The 25,369-nt window shown below is 40.1% G+C and carries 22 protein-coding genes; 11 read left to right on the forward strand and 11 right to left on the reverse strand.

Going from position 1 to position 25,369, the window contains the following annotated elements:
- The first annotated feature begins 61 nt into the window (after positions 1-61).
- The 4 genes from uvrC to BEN71_RS01925 all read left to right on the forward strand — a co-directional run bounded on the left by uvrC (position 62) and on the right by BEN71_RS01925 (position 4,908).
- On the forward strand, positions 62-1,861 hold the full coding sequence (gene uvrC / locus BEN71_RS01910; RefSeq protein ID WP_068973886.1) for an excinuclease ABC subunit UvrC: 1,800 nt from the start codon (positions 62-64) through the stop codon (positions 1,859-1,861).
- Between the two features lie 159 nt (positions 1,862-2,020).
- Entirely contained in the window at positions 2,021-2,815 is a 795-nt protein-coding gene (locus BEN71_RS01915; RefSeq protein WP_068973885.1) for a thioesterase family protein, read from the forward strand.
- A 136-nt stretch (positions 2,816-2,951) separates the two neighbouring features.
- Positions 2,952-3,539 carry a CDP-diacylglycerol--glycerol-3-phosphate 3-phosphatidyltransferase gene (gene pgsA, locus BEN71_RS01920; protein ID WP_068973884.1) on the forward strand — a complete coding sequence of 196 codons (588 nt, stop codon included), beginning with the start codon at positions 2,952-2,954 and terminating at the stop codon, positions 3,537-3,539.
- Positions 3,540-3,747: 208 nt separating this feature from the next.
- Positions 3,748-4,908 carry a hypothetical protein gene (locus tag BEN71_RS01925; protein ID WP_068973883.1) on the forward strand — a complete coding sequence of 387 codons (1,161 nt, stop codon included), beginning with the start codon at positions 3,748-3,750 and terminating at the stop codon, positions 4,906-4,908.
- A 70-nt stretch (positions 4,909-4,978) separates the two neighbouring features.
- Here BEN71_RS01925 and BEN71_RS01930 read toward each other — a convergent pair whose 3' ends face one another.
- From BEN71_RS01930 to BEN71_RS01945, 4 genes are all read right to left on the reverse strand, one after another.
- A complete protein-coding gene (locus BEN71_RS01930) occupies positions 4,979-5,197 on the reverse strand; it encodes a hypothetical protein (protein WP_068973882.1) in 219 nt (72 codons plus the stop codon).
- A 195-nt stretch (positions 5,198-5,392) separates the two neighbouring features.
- The gene (gene blhA / locus BEN71_RS01935) at positions 5,393-6,016 is read right to left on the reverse strand and encodes a cell division protein BlhA (protein ID WP_068973925.1); all 624 of its coding nucleotides are present in this window, start codon (positions 6,014-6,016) and stop codon (positions 5,393-5,395) included.
- A gap of 42 nt (positions 6,017-6,058) precedes the next feature.
- The gene (locus tag BEN71_RS01940) at positions 6,059-6,466 is read right to left on the reverse strand and encodes a DNA polymerase III subunit chi (RefSeq protein ID WP_068973881.1); all 408 of its coding nucleotides are present in this window, start codon (positions 6,464-6,466) and stop codon (positions 6,059-6,061) included.
- Positions 6,459-7,922, reverse strand: a complete 1,464-nt coding sequence (locus tag BEN71_RS01945) for a leucyl aminopeptidase (protein ID WP_068973880.1) — start codon at positions 7,920-7,922, stop codon at positions 6,459-6,461. The genes BEN71_RS01940 and BEN71_RS01945 overlap by 8 nt, the downstream gene beginning before the upstream one ends.
- A gap of 143 nt (positions 7,923-8,065) precedes the next feature.
- On the opposite strand from BEN71_RS01945, the gene lptF reads away from it, so the two are divergent.
- The 4 genes from lptF (at position 8,066) to BEN71_RS01965 (ending at position 13,139) form a co-directional block, all read left to right on the forward strand.
- A complete protein-coding gene (lptF, locus tag BEN71_RS01950) occupies positions 8,066-9,166 on the forward strand; it encodes an LPS export ABC transporter permease LptF (RefSeq protein ID WP_068973879.1) in 1,101 nt (366 codons plus the stop codon).
- Positions 9,166-10,236, forward strand: coding sequence for an LPS export ABC transporter permease LptG (lptG, locus tag BEN71_RS01955; protein ID WP_068973878.1), 1,071 nt, complete (start codon positions 9,166-9,168; stop codon positions 10,234-10,236). Before lptF ends, lptG begins: the two co-directional genes overlap by 1 nt.
- Before the next feature lie 160 nt (positions 10,237-10,396).
- Positions 10,397-11,944: a 2,3-bisphosphoglycerate-independent phosphoglycerate mutase gene (gene gpmI, locus BEN71_RS01960; RefSeq protein WP_068973877.1), complete on the forward strand. Its 1,548-nt coding sequence runs from the start codon at positions 10,397-10,399 to the stop codon at positions 11,942-11,944.
- A gap of 25 nt (positions 11,945-11,969) precedes the next feature.
- Complete coding sequence (locus tag BEN71_RS01965) at positions 11,970-13,139, forward strand: S41 family peptidase (protein WP_068973876.1); 1,170 nt, start codon at positions 11,970-11,972, stop codon at positions 13,137-13,139.
- A gap of 59 nt (positions 13,140-13,198) precedes the next feature.
- On the opposite strand, the gene BEN71_RS01970 is transcribed toward BEN71_RS01965, so the two are convergent.
- From BEN71_RS01970 to gacA, 3 genes are read right to left on the reverse strand one after another with little or no spacing between them, the layout of a single operon-like run.
- Positions 13,199-14,617 carry a sigma-54-dependent transcriptional regulator gene (locus BEN71_RS01970; RefSeq protein ID WP_068973875.1) on the reverse strand — a complete coding sequence of 473 codons (1,419 nt, stop codon included), beginning with the start codon at positions 14,615-14,617 and terminating at the stop codon, positions 13,199-13,201.
- Positions 14,618-14,644: 27 nt separating this feature from the next.
- Positions 14,645-16,213: a sensor histidine kinase gene (locus tag BEN71_RS01975; RefSeq protein WP_068973874.1), complete on the reverse strand. Its 1,569-nt coding sequence runs from the start codon at positions 16,211-16,213 to the stop codon at positions 14,645-14,647.
- Positions 16,214-16,250: 37 nt separating this feature from the next.
- Positions 16,251-16,886, reverse strand: a complete 636-nt coding sequence (gene gacA, locus BEN71_RS01980; RefSeq protein WP_068973873.1) for a response regulator transcription factor GacA — start codon at positions 16,884-16,886, stop codon at positions 16,251-16,253.
- Positions 16,887-17,119: 233 nt separating this feature from the next.
- On the opposite strand from gacA, the gene pbpG reads away from it, so the two are divergent.
- Entirely contained in the window at positions 17,120-18,175 is a 1,056-nt protein-coding gene (gene pbpG / locus BEN71_RS01985) for a D-alanyl-D-alanine endopeptidase PBP7/8 (protein WP_068973872.1), read from the forward strand.
- 339 nt (positions 18,176-18,514) lie between these two features.
- On the opposite strand, the gene thrC is transcribed toward pbpG, so the two are convergent.
- The 4 genes from thrC to xerD all read right to left on the reverse strand — a co-directional run bounded on the left by thrC (position 18,515) and on the right by xerD (position 23,042).
- Positions 18,515-19,654, reverse strand: coding sequence for a threonine synthase (gene thrC / locus BEN71_RS01990; protein WP_068973871.1), 1,140 nt, complete (start codon positions 19,652-19,654; stop codon positions 18,515-18,517).
- Between the two features lie 58 nt (positions 19,655-19,712).
- On the reverse strand, positions 19,713-21,017 hold the full coding sequence (locus tag BEN71_RS01995; RefSeq protein WP_068973870.1) for a homoserine dehydrogenase: 1,305 nt from the start codon (positions 21,015-21,017) through the stop codon (positions 19,713-19,715).
- Between the two features lie 146 nt (positions 21,018-21,163).
- On the reverse strand, positions 21,164-21,976 hold the full coding sequence (locus BEN71_RS02000; RefSeq protein ID WP_068973869.1) for a DsbC family protein: 813 nt from the start codon (positions 21,974-21,976) through the stop codon (positions 21,164-21,166).
- A gap of 148 nt (positions 21,977-22,124) precedes the next feature.
- Complete coding sequence (gene xerD / locus BEN71_RS02005) at positions 22,125-23,042, reverse strand: site-specific tyrosine recombinase XerD (RefSeq protein WP_068973868.1); 918 nt, start codon at positions 23,040-23,042, stop codon at positions 22,125-22,127.
- 167 nt (positions 23,043-23,209) lie between these two features.
- Here xerD and BEN71_RS02010 point away from each other — a divergent pair, with 167 nt between their 5' ends.
- Entirely contained in the window at positions 23,210-23,479 is a 270-nt protein-coding gene (locus BEN71_RS02010; RefSeq protein WP_068973924.1) for a FeoA family protein, read from the forward strand.
- The gene (feoB, locus tag BEN71_RS02015; protein WP_068973867.1) at positions 23,476-25,338 is read left to right on the forward strand and encodes a ferrous iron transporter B; all 1,863 of its coding nucleotides are present in this window, start codon (positions 23,476-23,478) and stop codon (positions 25,336-25,338) included. Before BEN71_RS02010 ends, feoB begins: the two co-directional genes overlap by 4 nt.
- The last annotated feature ends 31 nt before the right edge of the window (positions 25,339-25,369 follow it).

Consider the following 25,369-nt stretch of genomic DNA (forward strand, 5'->3'; position numbering starts at 1 on the left):
CTTGAAATTGGAATAAAAAGCATCACATCATGGGATGGAGTTGAAAAGAATTAGGGCAACAGTGAACGAAAACGCACGTGAAAATATCGAAAAGATTTTAGCCAATATGACTACATTGCCGGGTGTCTATCGCATGCTCGGTAAAGAGGGTGAGTTGCTCTATGTTGGTAAAGCCAAAAATCTAAAAAATCGTGTGTCGAGTTATTTTGTGAAGACCATTGAACATCCCAAAACACAAGCTTTAGTTGCACGTATTTATAATATTGAAACATTGGTTGTTCGTTCTGAAACAGAAGCTCTATTACTCGAACAAAACCTAATTAAGCTCCATCGTCCACCGTATAACATTATGCTGCGCGATGATAAATCCTATGTCTATATTTTCGTGTCAGCGGATAAGCCTTATCCACGCATTGCATCTGGACGGGGTAAAGGCAAACACCAAGTCGGCAAGTTTTTTGGCCCTTATCCGAGTGCTTATAATGCACGAGATACCTTACTCGTCCTACAAAAATTATTTAATGTCCGCCAATGTGAAAATAGCTATTTTTCACAACGCAAACGCCCTTGTTTACAGTACCAAATCAAACGCTGTACTGCGCCATGTGTCGGTCTGATTTCACCTGAAGCTTATAACGAAGATGTGCAAAACTCAATTCGCTTTTTAAATGGTGATACCAAAGAATTGAATCAAGAGTTGATTCAAAAGATGGAACAGGCTGCTGAAAATTTAGAATTTGAAAAGGCAGTATTCTATCGTGATCGTATGGCTTTATTGCGCGATGTGCAGGCGCAACAGGCAATTTATAAAATTAAAGGTGAAGCCGATATTCTTGCCATTGCCTACCAAGCAGGGGTGACTTGCGTACAGATCATGCATGTGCGCAATGGGAAAATGCTCGGTGGAAAAAGTTATTTTCCTGATATGTTAGGCGATGATTTGGGGCAAATGTTGTCCGACTTTATGGCGAATTTCTATTTCCAAGTCGCAGATGAAGTACCAAGTGAATTGATTGTGAATGTTGAAGTTTCTGATCGTAAAGAGTTGGAAGAAGCACTACATCAACAGTTCGAGAAGAAAATTCAAATCAAACATAGTGTTCGAGAAACCCGTGCGGAATGGCTCGAACTTGCAGAAATGAATGTTCAGCATGCGATTAAAGGTAAGTTAGCCAATCATTTAGAACTGAATGAGCGTTTTCATCAGCTTGAAGAATTCTGTGGTCGCCCAATCGACAGTATCGAATGCTTTGATATTTCCCATACGATGGGCGAAGCAACGATTGCTTCATGTGTGGTGTTTGATACAGGTGGCGCACGCAAGCGTGATTATCGCCAATTCTCGATTGAAGATATTACAGGCGGTGATGATTATGCTGCCATGCGTCAAGCTTTGACTCGTCGCTATAAGAAAGCCATGTTGCCTGATTTATTACTCATAGACGGTGGTAAAGGGCAATTACACATGGCAATGGAAGTGATGCAAGAGTTGGGACTCGATGCCTTTATGGTCGGTGTGTCGAAAGGTGAGGGACGTAAGCCAGGCTTAGAAACATTACATTTTACCGATGGTACAAAAATCCAGTTGCCTGAGGACAATAAAGCTTTGCATTTGATCCAACAAGTACGTGATGAAGCGCATCGTTTTGCTATTACGAAGCATCGTGCAAAACGTGATAAACGCCGTGGTGGTTCGGTTTTGGAGGCAATTCCAGGACTTGGGCCAAAGCGTCGTCGTGATTTACTCACCCATTTCGGGGGGATTCAAGGTGTACTCAAAGCTTCTGAACATGATTTGAAATTGGTACCTGGTTTGGGAGATGTCATGGCAAGAACCATTTATAAGGTTTTGCATGAATAATCCTTTTAATTACTAAATTAAGCCTATTGGTAAAACAGTCATACTTGTCGACCATAAGTCGCATTCGCCTAAATGCTCACTGACGCACCAGTCATTGATCATTTCCTTATCTTCAAAAATATGAAAAAGTAGTTTCAGAATATAAAATCAGGATTGATCATGTCATTGGAACAATTATTTCAACAAATTGAGCGACAGCAATGGATTGATATTCCACAAGGTTGGCTACAAGGACGGACGATTTTTGGTGGTCTAGTTGCAGGCATGTTGATTTACAAAGCAACCACGACGATCAATGATTCAGAGAAAAAACTGTTGAGCTGTAGTGTCACTTTTGTTGGGCCTGTAGACGAAGCACAGGTCAATTTGACGGCTGAAATTTTACGTGAAGGTAAGTCGGTCACGACGATTGAAGTACGACTTTGGCAAAATGATGCCGTACAAAGTATTTTGATTGCGAGTTTTGGCAGTCAACGTGAGTCGAAAATTAATGTTCCATTGGGAGTTCAACCCATTGAGTTTCCACCCATAGATCAACTGAATATTGTTCCAAAATATCTGCCATTTCCTGAATGTGTGAAAAATTTCCAATTGGCATGGACGGATGGACATTATCCAATGTCAGGCAGTAAAGAGCCTGACTTTAAGGGCTGTTGTCGCTTTGATCCAGAAGTGCATGCTAATCGTGAGATGAATTTGGCTGATTTAGTCACTTTAATGGATGTTTGGCCACCAGGTGTATTACCAATGTTTCGTAAACCTGCACCTGCAAGTTCATTAACATGGCATTTAACCTTTATTCACCCATTACAAAGTCAGCTCAATGATTGGTTTAAATATCACGTGATTACTGATTTTGCAGAGCATGGTTATTCAGCTGAACACGCCTACTTGTGGGATGCGCAAAATCGTTTGATTGCAATCGCTCGGCAGACTGTGACTGTCTTTGCTTAGCAGGCTTTGCTTAGCAGGTCATTTGTATGGTCGACAGTTTCATGTGAATCGTATAAAGTATTAGCGAAATAGAGCTTTACTCTAAATTATCATTTGCCTTTTATTCGGGTAAATAGGGGACTCAGTGGCGGTATCTATGACTACAGGTCGTATCCTGAATATTCCAAATATCTTGACGCTCGCTCGTATTGCGTTAATTCCTGTGTTTTTAGCTGTTGCATATTGGCCACCTGCGATTGGTGTAGGTGGACATGAAGGCGGTATGACACGTCATATTATCCTGACTGCGATTTTTGTGATTGCGGCGGTGACAGATTGGTTTGATGGTTATCTTGCGAGAACCTTGAATCAAACCTCTGCATTTGGGCGTTTTTTAGATCCAGTCGCAGATAAACTGATGGTTGCAGCTGCACTCATTGTACTGGTGCAATGGCAGCCGACGATTACGATGGCATTTGCTGCGATTGTGATTATTTCCCGTGAAATTACGGTATCTGCTTTACGTGAGTGGATGGCAGAGTTAGGTGCGCGTACCAATGTTGCGGTATCTACAGTGGGTAAATATAAAACTGCCTTTCAAATGATTGCAATTACAGTATTTTTATTAAACTGGCAACCTCTTGAATTATTGGCGTATGGCTTGCTCTACACTGCCGTGATTCTAACTTTATGGTCGATGTTTATTTACTTAAAAGCTGCGTGGCCGTATTTAAAACAGCCTTAATGTTTGAATTTAATAAAAATATTGAATATCTAAGCCTTTCCTAGCGAAAGGCTTTTTTATTGTCAAAAGCAATATCGTGCTTTTTGTAAGGTTAAATTTTGCGGAGTTTCTGATGAGTTATGCTATATTTCATACAGAAAAAATTAAGAATTAAGCTGTCACAGAAAGTTTAAAAGTATCCTGTTGCCAGCCACATCAAGGAATATTCATGTCTGCATTGCTGTATTTATCGAATAATAATGTGTACTTATTTGATGAGAATAAAACGATTACTGTCCCATTTCAGTCGATTGATCAATATAAAAAGAACTTAGTTGAAATTCAACAACGTAAAGATTGGAAAACCAAAGGCACAGGCGCTCAGTTTATGGGAATGCGCTCGCAAGAGGATGAAGCCGATTTAAATCATATTTTCCCTACAGATATGATTTTGACTTCTGATCAAAAATTGATTTATAGCGCCTGCTTACAAGATGGCGTTTCGATCAACATTAAGTCATTGGATAATCTGCAAGAAACAGAAGGCTTGATTTTACGTAAGAATGATTTTGTCGTCCAAGATATGGCATACGATGAATCGAAGCGACGTTTAGCTTTGTCGGTTAACACAGACCACTATGAACGCCACATTTGTATTTTACCTTTGGATGCCAATCGTACGCAGTATTTAACTGAGGGAGAATGTCAGGATTCGAACCCATGTTTTGATCCGCGAGATACGATGCAGTTGTATTATGACTCTTGTGGTTTAGGCATCGGAGAGCATCGTATCGCGTTTAGTCCGAAAGAAATTTGTCATTTAGATATGGGGACTGGTGAGCTAGAAACCATCGCCTCCGATCCAAAGTTTGATTTCTTTAAACCGAAGATGGATGGTTTGGGAAATTTATATTTTATTAAACGTCCTTATATGCGTGATGGCTATACCAATTCGCCAGTAACAACATTTAAAGATATTATTTTTGCGCCGTTTAAAATCATTCGTGCCATTGTGGGTTGGTTAGATTTTTTCACCCAGCGCTATACAGGTGAATCGTTAAAAACTACGTCTGGAAATAACCCCGCGAAATCACAACAAAAGTCTGAAGAGGAGTTATTTGTTGAGGGGAACTTGATTAAGTCACAACAGAACTTAGAACGAAATCAGAAATTAGGCGAAAAATATCCAGGAACCATTCCAAATTCTTGGGAATTAATCAAAATGACACCATCTGGTGAAATGACAACCTTAAAAAAGGGTGTGATGAGTTTTGCCTTGAACGGTGATTCAATTTTCTATTCCAATGGTAAGTATTTGATTGAAATGGATGCCAATCTGAATGAAAAATCACTGGTCGAAGCGAAGTTAATTTCAAAAATTGTTTGTTGATCATTGCTCGATAAAAAAGCCCAACTGATGATGAGTTGGGCTTTTTAATTTCAATCTAGGGCAGAGAATATCAGTTCTTAATGATGGTTAAAGACGTTTGTCCAAAATGTGGTTTGATATTTCCTACATCACCCAAAGAAAACGTACCTTTTTCCGATTCACGGCTGAGAAAAACAGACAGAGATTGGAAATCTGCACGACTGATTAATAAATCTTGTATAGAGACCGTCCATTTTTCACCAGAACGGAGTTGAGCAATTCGGTTTGAAATTTGGTTGGGTAGATCCATTTTATTTATCCCGATAAATACGAGCTTGTGCCTTTATTGGGGGTAACATAAAGACCGAGTTCTCGTTAAATTGTTCAGTGAAGTTTCCCTCATGCAAGATGATCAACACCTTGCGATATGACCATCTTGTGACATTTATATTTCATTATCGTGACAAGCTAAAAAAGTATTTAGAAATAAAACAGATAAGCTTTTCTATTTTTCTGCTGAAAAGTTTGAGTTTGCTAAAATATATTCAATTTCTTCTTTTGCTGCAGTTTGTAGTTTTGCACGAAAGGCTTCAACTGCTTGTTCAATCTGTGTTTCAGCTTCTAATTCAAGACGTAAGCGGACACTTTCAAGTTCAGAAATGATTTGTGTATCATCAACCCGGAATTGACCGTTGGCATAGTCGATCGCAGGTGTGTCAGGATTCTTGGTGTACTTTTCGCTGTATTGTAAAATTTCAGTGTCGATGTGTTGGCGTAAGCCTTGCAGCGTATTTTTTTGTTGTTCAAATTGTAGTAATTCATCTTTGATCAATGCTGAATTATAAGCTTGTTGTTGCGCACGTTTTTCAGCCAATGATTTTTCTAAAGCCAGCTGTTTACGAAGTCGTGCTTCTTCTATCAATTGTGCTTTTAAGTCTGCATAAGCTTGTTCAACTTTCAGTTGAGCCACTTGCATTTGACGCTGATCATTATCTAGCCAGTTAGGAATATCTGTTACAGGGCTTAAAAGATCACAGATGCGGTTGAGGTCATCTACAAAAGTTTGGCGTACAGCTTCAGGTGTATCTAACCAACGCTTTTTAAAATCTTGACCGACATTTAATGTCACCACGCATCTCCTTGAAATAAAAGCATACAGATTGAAAATAAATTAAAGTTTATAGGTTTGAGGTGCAATTCCCATCCGTCGATAGGCTTTAAATTTCTCTCGACCGAGTTGTTTTGCAGATTCATCATTTTCAATGATTTCTATAATGTGACTAAATTGTGTCGCAGGATCAAGTGCTTGATTGTTAAAATTAAACACAATCCATTCAGATGATTCAGGTAATTTTGAAGAAATACAAATCGGTGCGTCAGTTTGATCAATACCATGTGCTAAGAAACTGCTCGGATCAAAGCTCCATAAGCGTTCATCAAGTTGCTGTTGTGTAATGGTATCAGGGCAATGCAGCCAAATTTTAGCTGCATTTCGTAAAATTTTACGACATAAACGACAGGCACTTTCGACCTGTCGTTCAGGGCTTTTTTCAAACAAATAAAAGCTAATTTTAGCCATTCTTTTGATCACGGTTGGTTTTCGCACGATTGGCAATGAATTGCATCAACAATGGCACTGGACGACCTGTCGCGCCTTTGTTCGCACCAGAGTTCCAAGCCGTACCTGCGATGTCTAAATGCGCCCAACGGTAGTCACGTGTGAAGCGTTGCAAGAAACATGCTGCTGTTACAGCCCCTGCTTTTGGCCCACCAATATTGGCAATGTCTGCAAATGGAGAATCAAGCTGCTCTTGATAATCCTCATAGACAGGCATGCGCCATACACGGTCAAATGCCGTATGACCTGCTTCAGTGATTTCAGCAGCCAATTCATCATCTGGGGTAAATAAACCCGAAACAACTGAACCCAATGCAACCACACATGCACCTGTTAGTGTCGCAATATCAATCACTAGGGCAGGATTGAAGCGTTTGATATAGGTCAATGTATCGCAAAGGACTAAACGACCTTCAGCATCAGTATTTAAAATTTCAACCGTTTGCCCACTCATCGTAGTCACGATATCACCTGGGCGAGTTGCATGACCTGAAGGCATATTTTCTGCCGCGGCAATCGCACCGACCACATGAATTGGTAATTTCGCTTCACACAGCGCACGAATTGTACCCAGTACAGAAGCTGAACCGCACATGTCAAACTTCATTTCATCCATGCCTAGACCTGGTTTCAATGAAATACCACCAGTATCAAATGTCACACCCTTACCAACAAGGACAATCGGTGCTTGGTCAATATCAGCTTTATATTCAAGGGTAATGACACGACCTGGACGATCAGAACCTTTACTTACAGCCAAGAAAGCATTCATGCCTAAGTCGGCCAGTTGTTGCTCTTCAAGTACCGTTACTTTTAAAAGGTCTGGAAATTCTGCAGCCAAAGCACGCGCTTGTTCTGCTAAATATTCAGGGAAGCAAATATTGCCAGGGCAATTGCCTAAGTCGCGAGTATAGTTTTGACCATTTTGAACCGCTTCAATAAAGCTGAGTTGATCTGCTGTTAAGCTTGAAGAAGTTGCAATGAATTCAATGGTTTCTAAGTTAAATTCATTTTTCTTAGATTTAAACTCATCATAGCCATAGGCAGCTTGAGTGAGGCTTAATGCAAATAAGTAATGCAACTCTGTCGGAAGTGCAGAAATATCAATACTGATCTGTTTGAATTTTTTTTGTGATGCTTTGATAATCGTTTGTGCGATTTTTGCTAATTTCGCCACTTTCACTTCAGATGCTTTATCGATCCCGAGCAAAGTACATTGTGTAACTTGAGTGAGTTTAGCAATCAATGGTAAAGTTTCATTGAAACTCGCTTTGAATTGTGTAGCTTCAATTAATGTATCTAAATCACTGATTTTATATGTTTCTTGAGCTTGTTTGGTATTTTCAGAATCCACCAGAATATATAAGGACTGGCTAGATGTAGACGCTGAAAACGATGTATTGATCGTAAGTTTCATGTGTTGTCTTTGTGCCTTGTTTACATTTCAAATCATTAAACCATTGAACCACTTCAAATGGTAGAATTTCAATCTAGTTTTATAATTTTAACTTCGGGTAAACTAACAGCACTTCACGTTTAGCCCTTATTTGGAAGATTAATTTGATTATTCGACGTTACCTCGTCAAACAAGTTGTTTCGACTTCATTGGTCGTCGTTGCCTTATTGACACTCATTTTTATGGGTGGGCAGCTGATTAAGCAATTCGGTCGTGCGGCTATGGGGCGGATAGATCCAAGTATCCTATTTAGTATCATTGGCTTTCGTTTCCCTGAATTTCTTATTCTGATTCTTCCATTGGGTTTCTTTATTGGTTTGATGTTGGTTTTTGGTCGCCTGTATGTTGACCATGAAATGGCGGTTTTAAACGGCAGTGGGATTAGTCGAATCCAATTGGCGCGCTTACTTATCCCTCTTACTTTGGTGTATTTAATTGCACAAAGTGTTTTGATGGTGTGGATGGCACCCGCAGGGCTTCGCCAATATGAACAATTGATGTCGACGCAAGCGGTCAAAACAGGTTTTGATTCCGTACGACCCCGTGAGTTTATTTCAGCAGGGATGTATACCATCTATGCAGGTTCTTTGTCTGAAGATCGTAAAAATCTAAAAGATGTATTCGTTTATAAACGTGCTGAAAAAACTGGAAAACCTGACGAAATTATTCTTGCCAAAGAAGCGACTCGTATTGAAATTGCTAATGATGCAGCCAGTGTGGTCGACTTGGTTCAAGGGCGTCGTTATGAAATTTATCCGGGCTCTGCCAAATACTCCCAAGCAGAATTCCAAACGTGGCGTTTACGTATCGAAAGTGACAAAGAAGCCAAGTACGATAGTGGTGATGTCGAAGCACTTTCATTCAACAAGCTATTGGATGCTAAAGATGATCCTGTGATTCAAAGTGAGTTGGGGTGGCGAATATTTGTACCTTTTTCGATGGTTGTTGCACTCATGTTGGCAACAGCATTATGTGAAGTGACGCCACGACAAGGTCGTTATTTAAAGCTTTTCCCAGCCTTATTAATTTTTGCAAGCTTAATCGCAGTGTTAATGGCAGTCCGAACACGAATCACCAAAGATGAAATTGGGATGTGGGCATATCCAGCTGTATTGCTAATTTATGCGGTTTTTGCCGCCTTATTCGCGCGTAAGCAGAAATTAGCCCCTAAGATTAAAAAACAGATTCAGCGAGTGAGATCATAATGTTAGCACGTAGAATTGTCGCCAAGCATGTGACTAAAACCACGATGCTCGCTATGTTGGGTGCAACAGCGATTTTATCTGGCTTACAAATATTATTTACCTATCTCGGTGAGCTCAGTAGTTTAAAAGAAGGCTATAGCGCGTGGAATGCATTGCAATATGTTTTGTGGGGATCACCGAAGTATCTCTATGAAATTTTGCCTATTTCAGCGTTGATTGGTGCAATTCTCGGGCTTGGTTCGATGGCATCCAATAGTGAATTGATCGTCATGCGCGCATCAGGGATTAGCCTTTGGCGGATCGTGGGTTGGGTGATGCGCTCATCACTGGTCTTGGTTATTCTCTCTTTTGCGTTGAGCGAGTTTGTTGTCCCTTATACCAGTGAACAAGCGAAAAGCATCAAAAATCATCGCAGTGCGGCAAAATTAGGTGAAGTAAATGGTTACTGGACACGAGAAGGGCAACGCTTTATTTACATCAATTATGCCAATTCACAAGGCGCTTTAAAGCAAGTCCAAGTTTTAGATTTTGATGATCAATATCGTTTGAAATCAGTTCTAGATGCTGAAAAAGGGCAGTTTCTTAAAAATGGTCAATGGGACTTACACGACAGTGCTCAGATGAACATTTTAGAAAATGGTCAGTCTCAACTTGCCAACCAAAATCAACAAACTTTAGCGTTGGCACTACAACCTAAATATGTGCATATGGTGACGATTGACCCTGAAGACTTAGCACCAAGCCAGTTGCTAAGTTTTATGAAATATATGCATGAATATAGCCAAGTACCAAAAACCTATCTTTTAGCGTTTTGGAAAAATGTTGGTTCACCGTTTGCCTTACTGGGGCTAGTTTTGATTGCTTGCTCATTTATTTTTGGGCCATTGCGTCAACAGTCGATGGGCTTTCGCTTAGTGATTGCATTGTTTGTGGGCTTAGGTTTCTATTACGTCCAAGACTTTTTGGGCTATGCAAGTTTGGTCTATGCGCCTTCTCCTGCTTGGTTTGTATTCCTGCCGATCGTACTGATGTTTGGTGTGGGGAGTTATTTACTTTATCGTGCCCGATAGCCTGTAAATTAGAGAATTGAATCAAGTTTTAGTCGAAAAGCATTTAGATTAGAAATTCTGATGATGGGGATAAATTATTGCCATCGTCGAAACATAGAGTCTGCCGTAAAAAAACGGTAAGATATGATGATTAATTTGTAAACAGAAAAGAGTGTAAATCATGACGGATGCAACTGCTGGCAAAATCCCTCACGTTCTAGTGATTATGGACGGTGTGGGTCATCGTGAAGCGGTCGAGGATAATGCGTTTTTAGCAGCAAAAACGCCAAATCTAACCATGATGCAAGACAAGCATCCGCATAGTTTAATTTCTGGCTCTGGTGAAGATGTGGGTCTACCTGATGGGCAAATGGGGAACTCTGAAGTGGGTCACATGAACCTCGGTGCAGGTCGTGTGTTGTATCAAGACTTTACCCGCATCACCAAAGATATCCGTGATGGTGCTTTTTTTGAACATGAAGTTTTGGTTGATGCTGTAGAAAAAGCCAAAGCTGCCAATGGTGCAGTGCATATCATGGGTTTATTGTCACAAGGTGGCGTACATTCTCATGAAGATCATATTGTTGCGATGTGTGAATTGGCACTCAAACGTGGTGCAAAAGTGTATTTACATGCTTTCCTTGATGGTCGTGATACGCCACCACGTAGCGCAAAACCTTCTTTAGAAAAGCTGGATGCTTTATTTGCTCAATATCCAAATCAAGGTCGTATTGCGACCATGATTGGTCGTTACTTTGCGATGGATCGTGACAACCGTTGGGATCGTGTTGAGCAAGCGTATCGTTTGATGACTGAAGGTGAAGCTGTACGTGTGGTGAATTCTGCGGTTGAAGGCTTGGAACAAGCCTATGAAGCCAATGAAAATGATGAGTTTGTCAAAGCAACGCGTGTTGGTGAAATTGCCAAAGTTGCTGATGGCGACAGCATTGTGTTTATGAATTTCCGTGCTGACCGTGCCCGTGAAATTACCAAAGCATTTGTGGAAAAAGATTTTGCCAATTTTGAACGTAAAGTTGTGCCAAATCTGTCTAAATTTGTGATGTTAACGCGTTATCAAGCAACGATTGATGCACCTGTAGCGTATATGCCTGAAGAGCTTAAAAACTCAATTGGTGAATATTTATCTTCGCTTGGTAAAACTCAATTACGTATTGCTGAAACTGAAAAATATGCCCATGTGACCTTCTTCTTCAGTGGTGGTCGTGAAGATGAATATCCTGGTGAAAAACGTATTTTGATTTCATCACCAAAAGTCGCAACTTATGATTTACAACCTGAAATGAGTGCGCCTGAAGTGACTGATCAATTGGTTGCTGCGGTGAATTCAGGTGAATATGATTTACTTGTGGTGAACTATGCCAATGGTGATATGGTTGGGCATACGGGCGTATTTGATGCGGCGGTGAAAGCAGTTGAAGCCGTTGACCTGAGCCTTGGGCGTTTGTATGAAGCAGTGATGGCAAAACATGGTCATATGTTGATTACAGCGGATCATGGTAATGTAGAACAAATGCAAGACTATGTCAGTGGTCAAGTCCATACTCAACATACTACTGAACTTGTGCCATTTATTTATGTAGGTCCAACATCAGCAACGATTGCAGAAGGTGGTGTATTGGCAGATGTGGCGCCAACATTGCTCCATCTTATGAATATCCCTGCACCGAAAGAAATGCAAGGTCGCAATTTGATTACATTGAAATCGTAGTAATTATTTAAAATTAGGTGAGTGAATGGCTCGAGCTTGGACATATATTGCTGTATTAGCAGGATTATTGACCTGTGGAAGTCATTCTCTTTGGGCGGCAGAAAATGCTGCCCCACTTGACTTTGATGATGTAGAACAGAGCATTGCCGAAGTTCCAATCGAATCGATTGAACAGTTTGTGCAGATTTATGGCATTGTCAAAGACAACTATGTACAAGAAAAACCTGATGATGTTTTATTCCTACAAGCAATCAAAGGATTAGTTGGTGGTTTAGATCGTTATTCACGTTATTTGTCGCCTGAAGAATATAAACAGTTGATGCAATATACGGAAAGTGATCTTGCAACAGCCGATTTTGAACTCAGTTTTGACAGCCATTTCCATCAATGGAAAATCAAGAATTTGAGAGACAATTCAGATTCAAGCAAGTTGGGTTTGAAGAATGGTTTTACAGTATTTAAAATTGAAAACCAAGAATTAAAGAATTTAAATGCTACACAAGTACAAGATTTATTACACGGTTCAATTGGCTCTACATTTCAATTGCAACTCAACGAGAAAAGCCCAGCGATCTCTATTGTGCGAAATCGAAAACTTGAAGTTGCAGATATTGAACCAATCATGTTGCACAACCAAGTTTTGGTATTAAAAGTAAAAGTATTTCAACAAGATACTGCCAATGAAATTAAGCGTTTAATCGAAGAATATGGCACGCAACGAGTGAAAGCAGTACTTTTGGATTTGCGAAACAATCCTGGTGGTTTGCTTTCAGCCGCTGTTGAAACAGCAGATTTATTTTTAAGCCAAGGGACGATTGTTTCAACAAAAAGTCGTTCCGAAGGAAATCAACAATTCCAAGCTTTACCGGGGGATGAATTTATCCATACTAAACTCGGTGTTTTGATCAATGGTCGTTCTGCTTCTGCGGCAGAAGTGTTTACTGCTGCCATGAAAGAGCATCAACGTGCATGGGTGGTTGGTGAAAAAAGTTATGGCAAAGGCGTAGTACAAAAACTTTTTCCATTGCCAAATGGTGCTGCACTTCAAATGACCGTCTCACATTATTATACGCCGAACGGCAATATGATTGATGGGCAGGGTATTCGCCCTAATTTGGAATATGCATGGACATTGGATCAAAAAGAAGATACGTATTTAAACAATGTTGCGGAGTTACTTCTAAAACATCGTTGATCATTTCGAATTTAAAAAGCTGAGAATGTTCTCAGCTTTTTTCACTTCAAAACTTGAGATTATTCATCATCGTCATCTGTATCTAATCCAAACTTTTTCAGACGATAGCGTAAAGAACGAAAGGTCATACCGAGTTTTTTAGCAGCTAAAGTTCGGTTCCAATGGGTTTGATTCAAAGCGGAGAGCAAGACTTCTTTTTCTACCTTTTCCAAATATTGTTCTAAACCTTCTTCAGGAATTGGTTGATTTTTATCAGCCAGTTCAACAGGAGCAGTTTTTGTAACGATGGGTTCAAATGATTCAGGTTTTATCTGTCCGCGTGGTGGGGCTGCTTGTAAATGTTGAGTATCGATATATTCTTCATCACTCATAGTGATAGCTTTTTCAATAATGTTGCGTAATTCACGAACATTGCCTGAATAGTATTGCACCAAAAGAAAAGATTTCGCTTCTTCAGTTAAGTGTTTTGTTGAGATCTTCCATTCAGTACAAATTTGCTGAATAAAATAACTCGCTAGAATGAGAATGTCGCGGTCACGGTCACGCAATGGTGGGAGTAAGATGTCCATGACATGAATTCTGAAAAATAAATCATGACGGAATTTACCTTGTTCAACCAAAGCCTCAATGTCTTGATGACTGGCACTGATAATACGGAAATCTACTTCAATTTCTGAATCACTGCCCAATGGACGAATTTTTTTCTCTTGAACTGCACGGAGTAATTTAGCTTGCATGGCTAAAGAAAGTTCAGCAATTTCATCTAAGAATAAAGTTCCACCATTGGCCGCTTGAATCAGCCCTTGTTTGTCCGAGATTGCGCCAGAAAAGCATCCTTTTTTATGACCAAACAGCTCACTTTCCATCAACTCTTCAGAAATTGCACCGCAATTGATGGCGATGAATGGACTATCGCTACGATTGCTGAGTTGATGAATTAGATTCGCAACGACTTCTTTACCTGTTCCAGATTCACCTGTGATAAAAACAGGCGCTTGTGAACGTGCTACTTTTTTTATGGTTTCTCTAAGCTTACGAATGACTTGTGAATCGCCGATCAGCATTGATTCTTCAAGCGGAATATCTGTAAAAACTTCTGGTAACTGTGGGACGTGTAATGCTTTTTGTAATAGCTGTTGTAAGTGGGTTTGGTTAATCGGTTTACTGACAAAATCAAAAGCACCTGCTTTTAACGATGCAATGGCAATTTCCATATTGCCATAAGCTGTAAGTACTGCAATAGGGGTGTTAGGATAATGTTGTGAAACATGTTTAACCAGTTCTAAACCACTTCCATCAGGGAGGTTTAAATCTGTAATACAGGCATCGTATTTATATTCACTAAAGAAGTATTTGGCTTGTTGTAAATGATGTGCCATATGGGTTTTGATCCCCATACGTGACAGGCTCATTTGCATGAGCATACATAAATCTTGTTCATCATCGACCAATAAAACTAGTGGTTGTCGTACAGTCATAACCCCAATATTTCCCCAAAAAACAATTTAATCTATGAGCGGGCATTCAATCCGGAAACATGCCCCTTGTTGTTTTTGCTCTATATACATTAATTTCGCTTGATTTGCTTCGCAGATCGTTTGCGATAGGTATAATCCTAAACCAGTTCCAGTAATTTCGGTACTATAAAATGGTGTAAATAATTTAGAAATATTTTGTTCTGTGACGCCATTCCCATAATCAATCACATCGATACAGACGTGAGATTGAGTATGGTATGCCTGTATTAAAATGAATTCAGCATGCTCATCATTATGACGTAACGCATTTCGAATCAAATTAATCAAAACTTGCCGTAGTTGCAGATCGTCAAAGTAAACACGAGTTTCAGCTTCGATTTCGACTTTAATTTTCTCTTGAGCATCATTTAAGTCACTTGCTAATAAGTCATGGATAAATTCAGATAGATTTATTCTTCTGGCATCGACCTTTTTATTTTTTGCCATATCTAATGTGTCTTTAATGATGGCATTGATACGCACCGCTTGTTTGCTAATCATCTGATGAAGCAGTGTTTGTTGCTCAGGGTCACTACCTAAATAGAGCTCATTGGCTTGGACGATTGCCGCCAAGGGATTACGAATTTCATGTGCAATACTGGCAGAAAGTTGCCCGAGTGAGGCAAGTTTGAGTTGTTGTACTTTTTGATTGATGCGTTGAGCATCTTCGAGGACTAAAAGCGTGAGGGCTTGATGAGGAACAACCAGTTTTTGAATACGAATATCGACTGTATAGGTAGATTGATGTGATTCAAACTGGAAACGTTCTTCATCACGAATCATTGCGTCTTTTAAGATTTCATATAAATCAGATTGAAACTCCGATAAATAATATTGTTCGTAGGCATAAAGTGGTGAAATACCCAAAAGTTGACAAGCTGCTGGATTGCTCACGACGATTTTGAATTTATCATCGATCACAACATAGCCTACTTCGATCTGTTCTAAAATATAGCGGTTAATGTTTTGTAATTTAAATAACTCTAAGGATTGGTAAGTATTAAGCGACTCTAAAACCTGAAAGCGTTTAATGGCGATTTGCCCGATGCCATAAACAATAAAAAATAGAAATGCCAATAAAGCACTATTACTAATATTATTTAAATTAGAAAAATCAAAAAAACTACCGAGAAACTGCTGATAAATAATCGCAATCACGGAGATGAGCGTAATAAATAAGGCTTGATTTTTACTGAGCAAAAAATTTGCAGAGAAGATGGTAATCACAAATAAAATACTAATCGAAAGATTAGGACCGCTTAATGCAAAAACCAGAAGACTCAGAAAAGGAACATCGATGATAAAAAAGCCGATGAATTGCTTACTGATTCCATGTGGAAAGAATCTGAGAAGCATCATTTGTAAGGCTGAAATAACAGTAAATGCTGCAATCGAATAAAAATATAGACTTGGATAAAGGTAATGAGTTTGCTGATTTTCCAGTGAAATTAAAAAAATAACAATCAGGCAGAATGCGATGACCACACGGTAGACTGAATACAGTGAGCCTAGTCGGTAAATGGTTTGATAAATCGGGACAGATACCTTAGGCGCCATAGGTGTACTCAGTTACGTATTTTGTATTTCTTGTCATTTATGGTTTGATCAAACCATAACGAATTGCGAGGTGGGTTAATTTAACGTCGCTATCAATCCCGAGTTTTTCAAAGATACGATAACGATAAGTATTGACTGTTTTGACACTCACGAAAAGTTTGTCTGAAATTTCTTGTGCGCTGACACAATTCACAACCATCATGGCAACTTGCATTTCACGTTCAGACAGTGCATCAAAAGGTGAGGTCTGTGTATCTGAAAGATATGAACTGGCAAGTTGTTCAGCAATATCCGCACTGAAGTATTTACCACCTTGCATGACTTTTTTAATTGCTCGAACCATTTCCGTAATGGGTGCACCTTTGGTGATATAGCCACGTGCACCTGCCTTTAAGAGCAAGGAAGGGTAAGGTTCTTCAGCCAAGCCACTGACTGCTAGAACTTTGGTATCTGGTGCAGTTTGTAATAAACGGCGGGTTGTTTCAACACCACCGATTCCAGGCATATTTACATCTAATAAAACGACGTTAGGATGTTGTTGTCTAACGATGGTGATGGCTTCTTCGCCTGATTCTGCTTGCCCAATGACTTGAATATCAATTTGATCTTCTAACATTCTGCAGATGCCTGTTCTTACTAATTCATGGTCATCTACCACTAAAACAGTAATCACTTACACCTCCTTTTCATTCTAAATATCAATATTTTTGTTACATAAAGCAAAAAATACTTGCAAAGACATAACAAAATTGGCAATGCTATTCCTAATATCCATTCAATATTTATGCACAATACATTGTGATTGAAATATTTGTTTTAATATAGTCACGATTGAGTGTAAATGTAAGTCATATTTGAGGTAATTAGCAAGTTTGTGAATACCTCCCAAAGGATGAGTAAGTTATCGTGAAAAAATCAAAAAAAACGTTAATGCATGTGCTGAGTTTGTCAGTGCTACTCAGTATGAGTTCAACTGGTTTTGCTGAAATCATTATGAATTCAACGGGAGGAAGCGGACAAGCGAGTGTGAGTTGGTCGTCTTCAGATGCTAGTCAGTTACTGAATGGGGATTCTGTTGATGATGATGGTGAAGATATTTCACCTAAAGGTTCAACAACTTATACCACAACTTTGCGCACTTCAAATACAGCACCTGTAACTTTGAATAATAGATCTGCACAGATTTATGATACCAATAACTATAGCAGTCAGCCATCTGTCAATGCTCGTGCTGCTTTGGTGATGGATGCAAATACAGGTGAAGTGCTATACAGTAAAAATACCAATATGGCATTACCTATTGCTTCGATTACCAAGCTTATGACAGCGGTGATTACGGCAGATGCTCGTTTGAATATGTCTGAAGACATCACATTGCAACAAATTGATTTTGCTGGTGCTGGGGGGAAGAACTCAAGTTCTACGCTAAAAGCAGGTGACACGATGAATCGTGCAGAAATGCTTTTGGTGGCTTTGATGAAATCTGAGAATCCTGCGGCGGCGGCTTTAGCACGTACTTATCCAGGTGGTCGACAGGCTTTTATTGCTGCAATGAATAGTAAAGCGCGTCAATTGGGGATGAACTCAACACACTATGTCGAGTCTACTGGTTTAGACCCTCGTAATATCTCTTCTGCGCGCGATCTTGGGATTTTAGTCAGTGCATCATCCCAATATGGCTTAATTCGTCAATTCTCGACTACAGCGCATTATGACTTCAATTTGGGCTATCGTGTATTGAAATCAAACAATACCAATGCACTGGTGCGTAATGGTGGTTGGAATATTAATATTTCAAAAACAGGTTATATTAACGAAGCAGGGCGCTGTGTTGTGATGCATACGACAGTGAATAGTCGTCCAGCTGTTGTGGTGTTATTGGGTGCAAGTACGTCTCAAGCACGTACTAACGATGCTACAAATCTTTTAAACTGGGTGAGTCATTTACCAAAACGTATTTAAGCTATTTTTTAAGTATGATTTTATTTTAAAGTTAACTTTTTAGTGAATCGCCTCTTAAGTTTAAGGGGCGTTTTTTTATGTATTAAGTTTTGTATTGATAAGTTTTATATTTAAATTCGAGCGATAAAAAAACCTGCAATTGGTAATGCAAGCCTGTTAAGAATTCTTTAAATCCTCCCCAACCCTCCTTTTTCAAAGGAGGGAGCTTTCCATTACTAAAATTGTTTTAGTTCCGGTAAGTTCCCCTCTTTTTTAAAGAGGGGTTAGGGGAGATTTTTAAATATTTTATTTAACGGATCAACATTACTGCACTTGGCAGGTTTTTTAATGATTTAAATCTTACATATTTGAAAGAATAGAATCACGAACTTGATTCAATTCAGCGTCAATCGACAACATAACAGCATCTGCACATTGTTTGATTGCTGTATCAGGGTCTTTCAAGCCGTTACCTGTTACGGTACATACGATCACAGAACCTTCAGCAATTTTACCTGCTTTAATATCACGGATCGCACCACCGATAGATGCAGCAGAAGCAGGTTCAACAAACACGCCTTCATACATTGAAAGCATACGCTGTGCTTCTAAGATTTCAGCATCAGTCAATTCATCAAACCAACCGTTTGAGTCACGAACAACCGCTTTGGCATGGTTAAAGCTTTGTGGATTACCGATACGGATTGCAGTTGCAACTGTTTCAGGGTTTTCAACTGGACCACCACGTAAGAATGGTGCAGCACCAGAAGCTTGGTAACCGACCATTGTTGGGCGACCCGCTGGTTTTTGACCCGTGAAAGCATCCGCTTCTGCATCATAAACCACTTGGTCTTTTTCAAAGCTGAAATTTTCAGTTAAAGCTTCGGTATAACCCATCCAGTGAGCAGTGATGTTGCCCGCATTACCGACTGGTAAGCAGTGGTAATCAGGCGCACGACCTAAAGCATCTACGATTTCGTAAGCAATGGTTTTTTGACCTTGCAAACGGTAAGGGTTGATTGAGTTTACAATCGTTACAGGTGCCTGATCAGCCACTTCTTTAACCAGACGCATGCCGTCATCGAAGTTACCGTGAATTTGTAAAGTCACAGCGCCGTACATCATTGACTGCGCCATTTTACCCATTGCAATTTTGCCTTCTGGGATTAAAACAAACGCTTTGATGCCCGCACGTGCAGCATAAGCCGCCGCAGCAGCAGAAGTATTCCCTGTAGATGCACAGATAATCGCTTTTGAGCCTTCTTCAACTGCTTTTGTTACAGCCATGGTCATACCACGGTCTTTAAATGAACCAGTCGGGTTTAAACCTTCGTACTTCACATAAATTTCAACGTTTTTACCAATAAGACGTGGAATATTGTCTAATTTAATGAGCGGGGTATTCCCTTCATTTAAAGAAATAGCACGTGTAGTTTTAGATACTGGTAAGCGGTCACGATAGCGATCAACAAGTCCTGTATAGCGATTGGCAGTAGACATGATGGTGTTCCAAATTTATGAGTGGAGCTGGTGAGGAGTTCATCACTCCCCAACCCGATTAGTTATCAAGCAATTCTAAACGAATTCGTACGATTTCGCCATGAATAGTCGGTAAAGCTTGAATTTGAGAAAGTACGTTATTCATCACTGATTCTTGGATTGGATCAGTCAAAATCACGATAGGAATCAAATCTTTTAGACGTGGCTGTTGCATGATGGCATCAATACCGATACCCGCACGGCTTAAAATTGTTGTTACATCTGCAAGTACGCCAGTCTGGTCTTCAGCATTGATACGGATATAGTAGCCAGTGGTCATTTCTTCGCTAGGCAAAATTGGCAAATCTGACAGTGCTTCAAACGCCAATTGTGGAATCGTACCAGCACCATCTTCGGTATAAATGATGTCACGAACAATATCTACCACATCAGCAACGACAGCAGAAGCAGTAGGACCTGCGCCGGCACCTGCGCCATAGTACAATGTTGGACCAACAGCATTGGCTTGTACCAGAACTGCATTTTTTACGCCGTTTACATTGGCAATGAGTTCTTCAGCAGGAATTAAAGTTGGATGTACACGTAATTCGATGCCTTTCGCAGAACGACGCGCGATACCCAAGTGTTTGATGTTATAGCCAAGTTCTTCAGCATATTTGACATCTTGAGCAGTCACTTTGGTAATACCTTCGGTATACACTTTGTCAAATTGCAGTGGAATACCAAATGCACATGAAGCAAGAATCGTGAGCTTATGTGCAGCATCGATCCCTTCAACATCAAAGGTTGGATCAGCTTCGGCATAGCCAAGTTCTTGTGCTTCTTTGAGGACATCGTCAAAAGCACGACCTTTTTCACTCATTTCTGTGAGGATAAAGTTACCTGTACCGTTGATGATTCCAGCAAGCCATTCGATTTTATTGGCAGCCAAACCTTCACGGATGACTTTGATAATTGGAATACCGCCCGCAACCGCAGCTTCATAAGCGATCTGTACATGATGATCATCAGCAGCTTTGAACAGTTCATTACCATGTTCAGCAAGTAGTGCTTTGTTGGCAGTCACGACTTGTTTGCCATGTTTAATGGCTTCCATAATCACTTCATAAGCTGGGTGAATCCCACCCATGACTTCTACAACGACATCAACATCAGGCTGACGAACAATATCAAGAAGATCGGCGCTTTGTTTCACGCTGTCTGGTAAATTTAAATCAGGACGTGGACGACGAGTACCCACATGGGTAATTTGAATTTCACGACCGGTGCGACGTCTAATTTCAGCAGCGTTTTCTTGTAGTAGTTTAAGGGCACCACCGCCTACGGTTCCAAGACCGAGTATTGCCAGACGAACTGGTTTCACGTCACACTCCAATTATGCATATAAATTTTAATAAGCTTAGATCATAGCTAAAAAATGCGCCAGACTCTAGAGCCTGACGCATCTTTATGTTCAGCAGAAAACAATAATTATTTATATATAAATTATTGTAAATTTACTGATAAAAATTATTTATTTAAACGGCTTTCAATTTCATCTGCAGTCATATATGCACCGATATGTTCACCCTCTACATTGTAAATTGCAGGTGTACCATTCACGCCCATTTTCAAGCCAAGTTCATACTGGGCACGCACAGGATTTTGACATGTTGCAGGTGGAAGTTGCGCGCCTGTAATCGCCTGATCAAATGCGGTTTGACGATTTGGGCTACACCAAACACTTTCCATCGCAGGCATAAATTGTTCACCACGCGGCCATGCGATATAACGAACTTCGATGCCTTTGGCATTAATCTCAGGAATATGTTCATGTAATTTATGACAATATGGACAACTTGCATCAGTAAAGACGTAGATCACGTGTTTGGTTTTGCCTTTAGCGGGGTAGACCAATAAATCTTCAGTTTTTAATTGTGATAAATGCTTTTTATTTTCGGCAGCTTGTAGTGAATCACCAATACTACTGAGTTCTTTACCACCTAAACGGATGACATCGCCTTGGATTAAGAATTTTCCATCAGCCGTTGCATAAACTGACGACATACCTTCCATGCTGATCCAATACAGATTTGGCATCTCAGTAGGCTTTGCATCTAAAATCTTGGCTTTAACACCCGCTTTCTGAAAATTGGCTTGTAAGGTTTGAATGAGTTTTTGCTTGGTATCACGATCAGTTAAATTTGAAGCTTCACCAGTGGCAGGCGCAGTTGCAGTCAAGGTGTCATCTTTTTTAGAGTCTTGGTTTTTTGAGCAAGCACTCACGGAGATAGAGCCTGCAATGAGGCAAGCGAGCATCAATTTTGAACGATTTAATAGCATAAAATAACTCTTTGTGTTTTTTTACGTGGTTTTAACAAACCCGTTTTGAGGAAAATAGCATAGCAAAATTTTTATTGTTGTACGTTAAAACTTGATTAAGGGATGTAAATTGACGATATACAACCCTATTTTCATATTTTATAAAAAACTAAGCTCTTGGATGATATTTTTCATGTAGTTGTTGCATACGAACTTGAGCGACATGGGTGTAAATCTGTGTTGTTGATAGATCACTATGTCCCAATAACATCTGCACCACACGTAAATCTGCACCGTGATTGAGTAAATGAGTGGCAAAGGCGTGGCGCATGGTATGTGGTGAAAGTTCTGCTTGAATCCCTGCCTGTAGCGCATAGCGCTTAATCGCATACCAAAAATTTTGCCGACTCATGATGCCACCATGCTGAGTAAGGAAAAGATAATCAGTCGCTGATTTATAGAGCTGTGGACGAGATTCTACTAAATATTTTTCAACCCATTCACACGCAACCTCACCTAAAGGAACCAGTCGCTCTTTATTGCCTTTCCCTGTGATTCTTAAATAACCTTGTTTGAGGTTAATCAGATCCAGTCTGAGATTTAACAATTCAGAAACACGTAAGCCACATGCATAAAGTACTTCAAACATAGCTCGGTCACGTAAACCGAGCGCGGTGCTGACATCGGGCGCTTGGATCAGTGCTTCTACATCTTGTTCAGATAAATCTTTAGGCAATGCACGTCCAAGTTTTGGCGTTTTATGGGCTGCAACAGGATTGTCCAAACGGATTTTTTGTTCACGTAAAAATTTAAAAAAAGCTCTAAGTGCAGACAATGAACGAGCAATCGAACGCGGGCTTTTACCTTGTTTAGTCAATTCAATCAAAACGTCTGAAATATCGTCATGCGTCCAATCGGGCAGGTAGGCTGTTACACATTCACTACATTGAATTAAGTCGGATAAATAGGCATTTCTTGTATGCGGACTGACCGTTTGCGCAATTAAGTAGTCACGAAATCCCTGTAAAAAGCTTAAATTTTCAGGAATGGTTACCGCAGTGGGGATACGTGGTTTCTTATTGAGCATAGCTTTGGTCAAGAGAATTAGAGATTTATTGTGGAAATGTAGACTAAAAAAAAAGATAAGTCGAACGCTGTTTGGAAATGAGAATTGGAATCAAACCTTATTTGGTAATTATTCTCATTTGTATGTATAATAAACTGAATATCGTATTAATTTCAGGGTTAATCGCAGTGCGTTTGTCAGACTTAAAAGTAAAGCAAACTGCCATTATCAGCAAGGTCAATCGTACCGTTTCTGATAATGTCAATCAGCCAGATTTAGTGGCGAGTCGTTTGGAAACACTAGGTTTTGTGCCTGGCACGCAAGTACAAGTGATCACGAAAGGTATTTTCGGTGGAGATCCTATTTTAATTCAAATCGGTTTTACTCGTTTTGCTTTACGTAAGGTTGAAGCAGCACGTATTGAAATTCAAGAAGTTGTGCAAGGAGCGACTGTATGAGCGAAACATTAAGAGTCGCTTTGGTCGGGAATCCGAACTGCGGTAAAACTTCACTTTTCAACCATTTAACAGGAACACGTCAAAAAGTTGCTAACTATGCAGGTGTGACGGTTGAACGAAAAGTGGGTGCATTTACTTTACCTTCTTCGCGTGCTGTACGTGTACTCGATTTGCCAGGAACGTATAGTTTAAATGCGACCAGTCCTGATGAAGAAATTACCCGTGATGTGATTTTAGGTAAAATTGCAGATGAGCAAGAACAAGATGCTTTTCTGTGTGTGGTTGATGCAACCAACTTAAAACTGCACTTGGGTTTAGTTCTTGAAGTGATTGAACAGGGCAAGCCGATTCTACTTGTACTCAACATGATGGATGAAGCACGTCGTCGTGGCATGCAAATCAATACTGAAAAACTGTCACAACGTTTAGGCATCCCAGTGGTTGAAACAGTTGCCGTGCGTAATGCGGGTATTGAAAACCTCATGGCAGCTTTAGATCAAGAGAAATTCCGTACACCTGATGTGGCGCTGAGTGATGTGATTTTGACGGGTTCAAATCATGACAAAGTCGACCAAATCTTAAGAGATGTAGTGATTTTTGTTGATCATGAAGATAAGCGTACGGATTTTCTTGATAAAATTTTCTTGCATCCTGTATTAGGCTTAGCAAGTTTAGCATTGATGATGTTTGTGGTATTCCAAGCGGTGTTTGCTTGGGCAGAACCGATCATGACTTTGATTGAAGATGGATTTGCTTGGTTAGGTGAGTTTGTCGGTCAATTCATTTCTGCACCTTTGCTGAATAGTCTTGTTGTTGACGGTGTGATTGCAGGGGCGGGTGGTGTTGTGGTGTTCTTGCCACAGATTTTGATCTTATTCTTCTTTATTCTTGTTTTAGAAGAATCAGGTTATTTACCTCGTGCAGCATTTCTCTTAGATAAGCTGATGTTTAAAGCAGGCTTAAGTGGTCGTTCATTTATTCCTTTGCTTTCAAGTTTTGCTTGCGCCGTACCGGGGATTATGGCGACACGTAGTATTAGTGATCCACGAGATCGTTTAACCACGATTTTTGTTGCGCCATTAATGACCTGTTCGGCTCGTTTGCCTGTATATGCCTTGTTAATTGCTGCCTTTATTCCGTCACAAACGGTTTGGGGTTTTCTAAATTTACAGGGTTTGGTGCTTTTCGCGCTCTATATGTCTGGGATCGTGAGTGCCTTGATCGTGGCAACCGTGTTGAAGTTCTTCCAAAAGGATAAGTCTGAACATGCGTTGTTAATGGAGCTTCCAAGCTATCGTATTCCTGATGTGAAAAGCGTGTGGATTGGTTTGCTTGACCGTGCCAAGATCTTCTTAAAGCGTGTGGGTGGCATCATCTTCGCTTTATCTATTTTGCTCTGGTTCTTGTGTACTTTCCCACAACCACCTGAAGGTGGAACTTTACCTGCAATCGACTATTCATTTGCAGGGATGTTAGGGCATTTGATGCAACCGATTTTTGCACCGATTGGTTTTAATTGGCAGATTTGTATTGCATTGATTCCTGCGATGGCAGCACGTGAAGTCTTAGTGGCATCTTTAGGTGTGGTCTATGCGTTGTCTGCAACAGACGAAGATGCGGTGACCCAAGGTTTATCGCAATTGATTAGTCAAGGTGACTTGAGTTGGTCGTTGGCGACAGGCTTGTCACTATTGGTTTGGTTTATCTATGCACCACATTGTTTGGCGACTCTGGCAACTGTCAAGCGTGAAACAGGTTCATGGAAAACAGTGGCAGGTATGACAGCTTATCTATTTGGCTTGGCTTATTTGATGGCGTTCTTTACTTATCAAATTGCATCACATTACTTTGGCGCTTAGATTTTATCGTATCGCGTTCAAAGTCTTGGAC

The organism is Acinetobacter wuhouensis (assembly GCF_001696605.3).
GTDB lineage: Bacteria > Pseudomonadota > Gammaproteobacteria > Pseudomonadales > Moraxellaceae > Acinetobacter > Acinetobacter wuhouensis.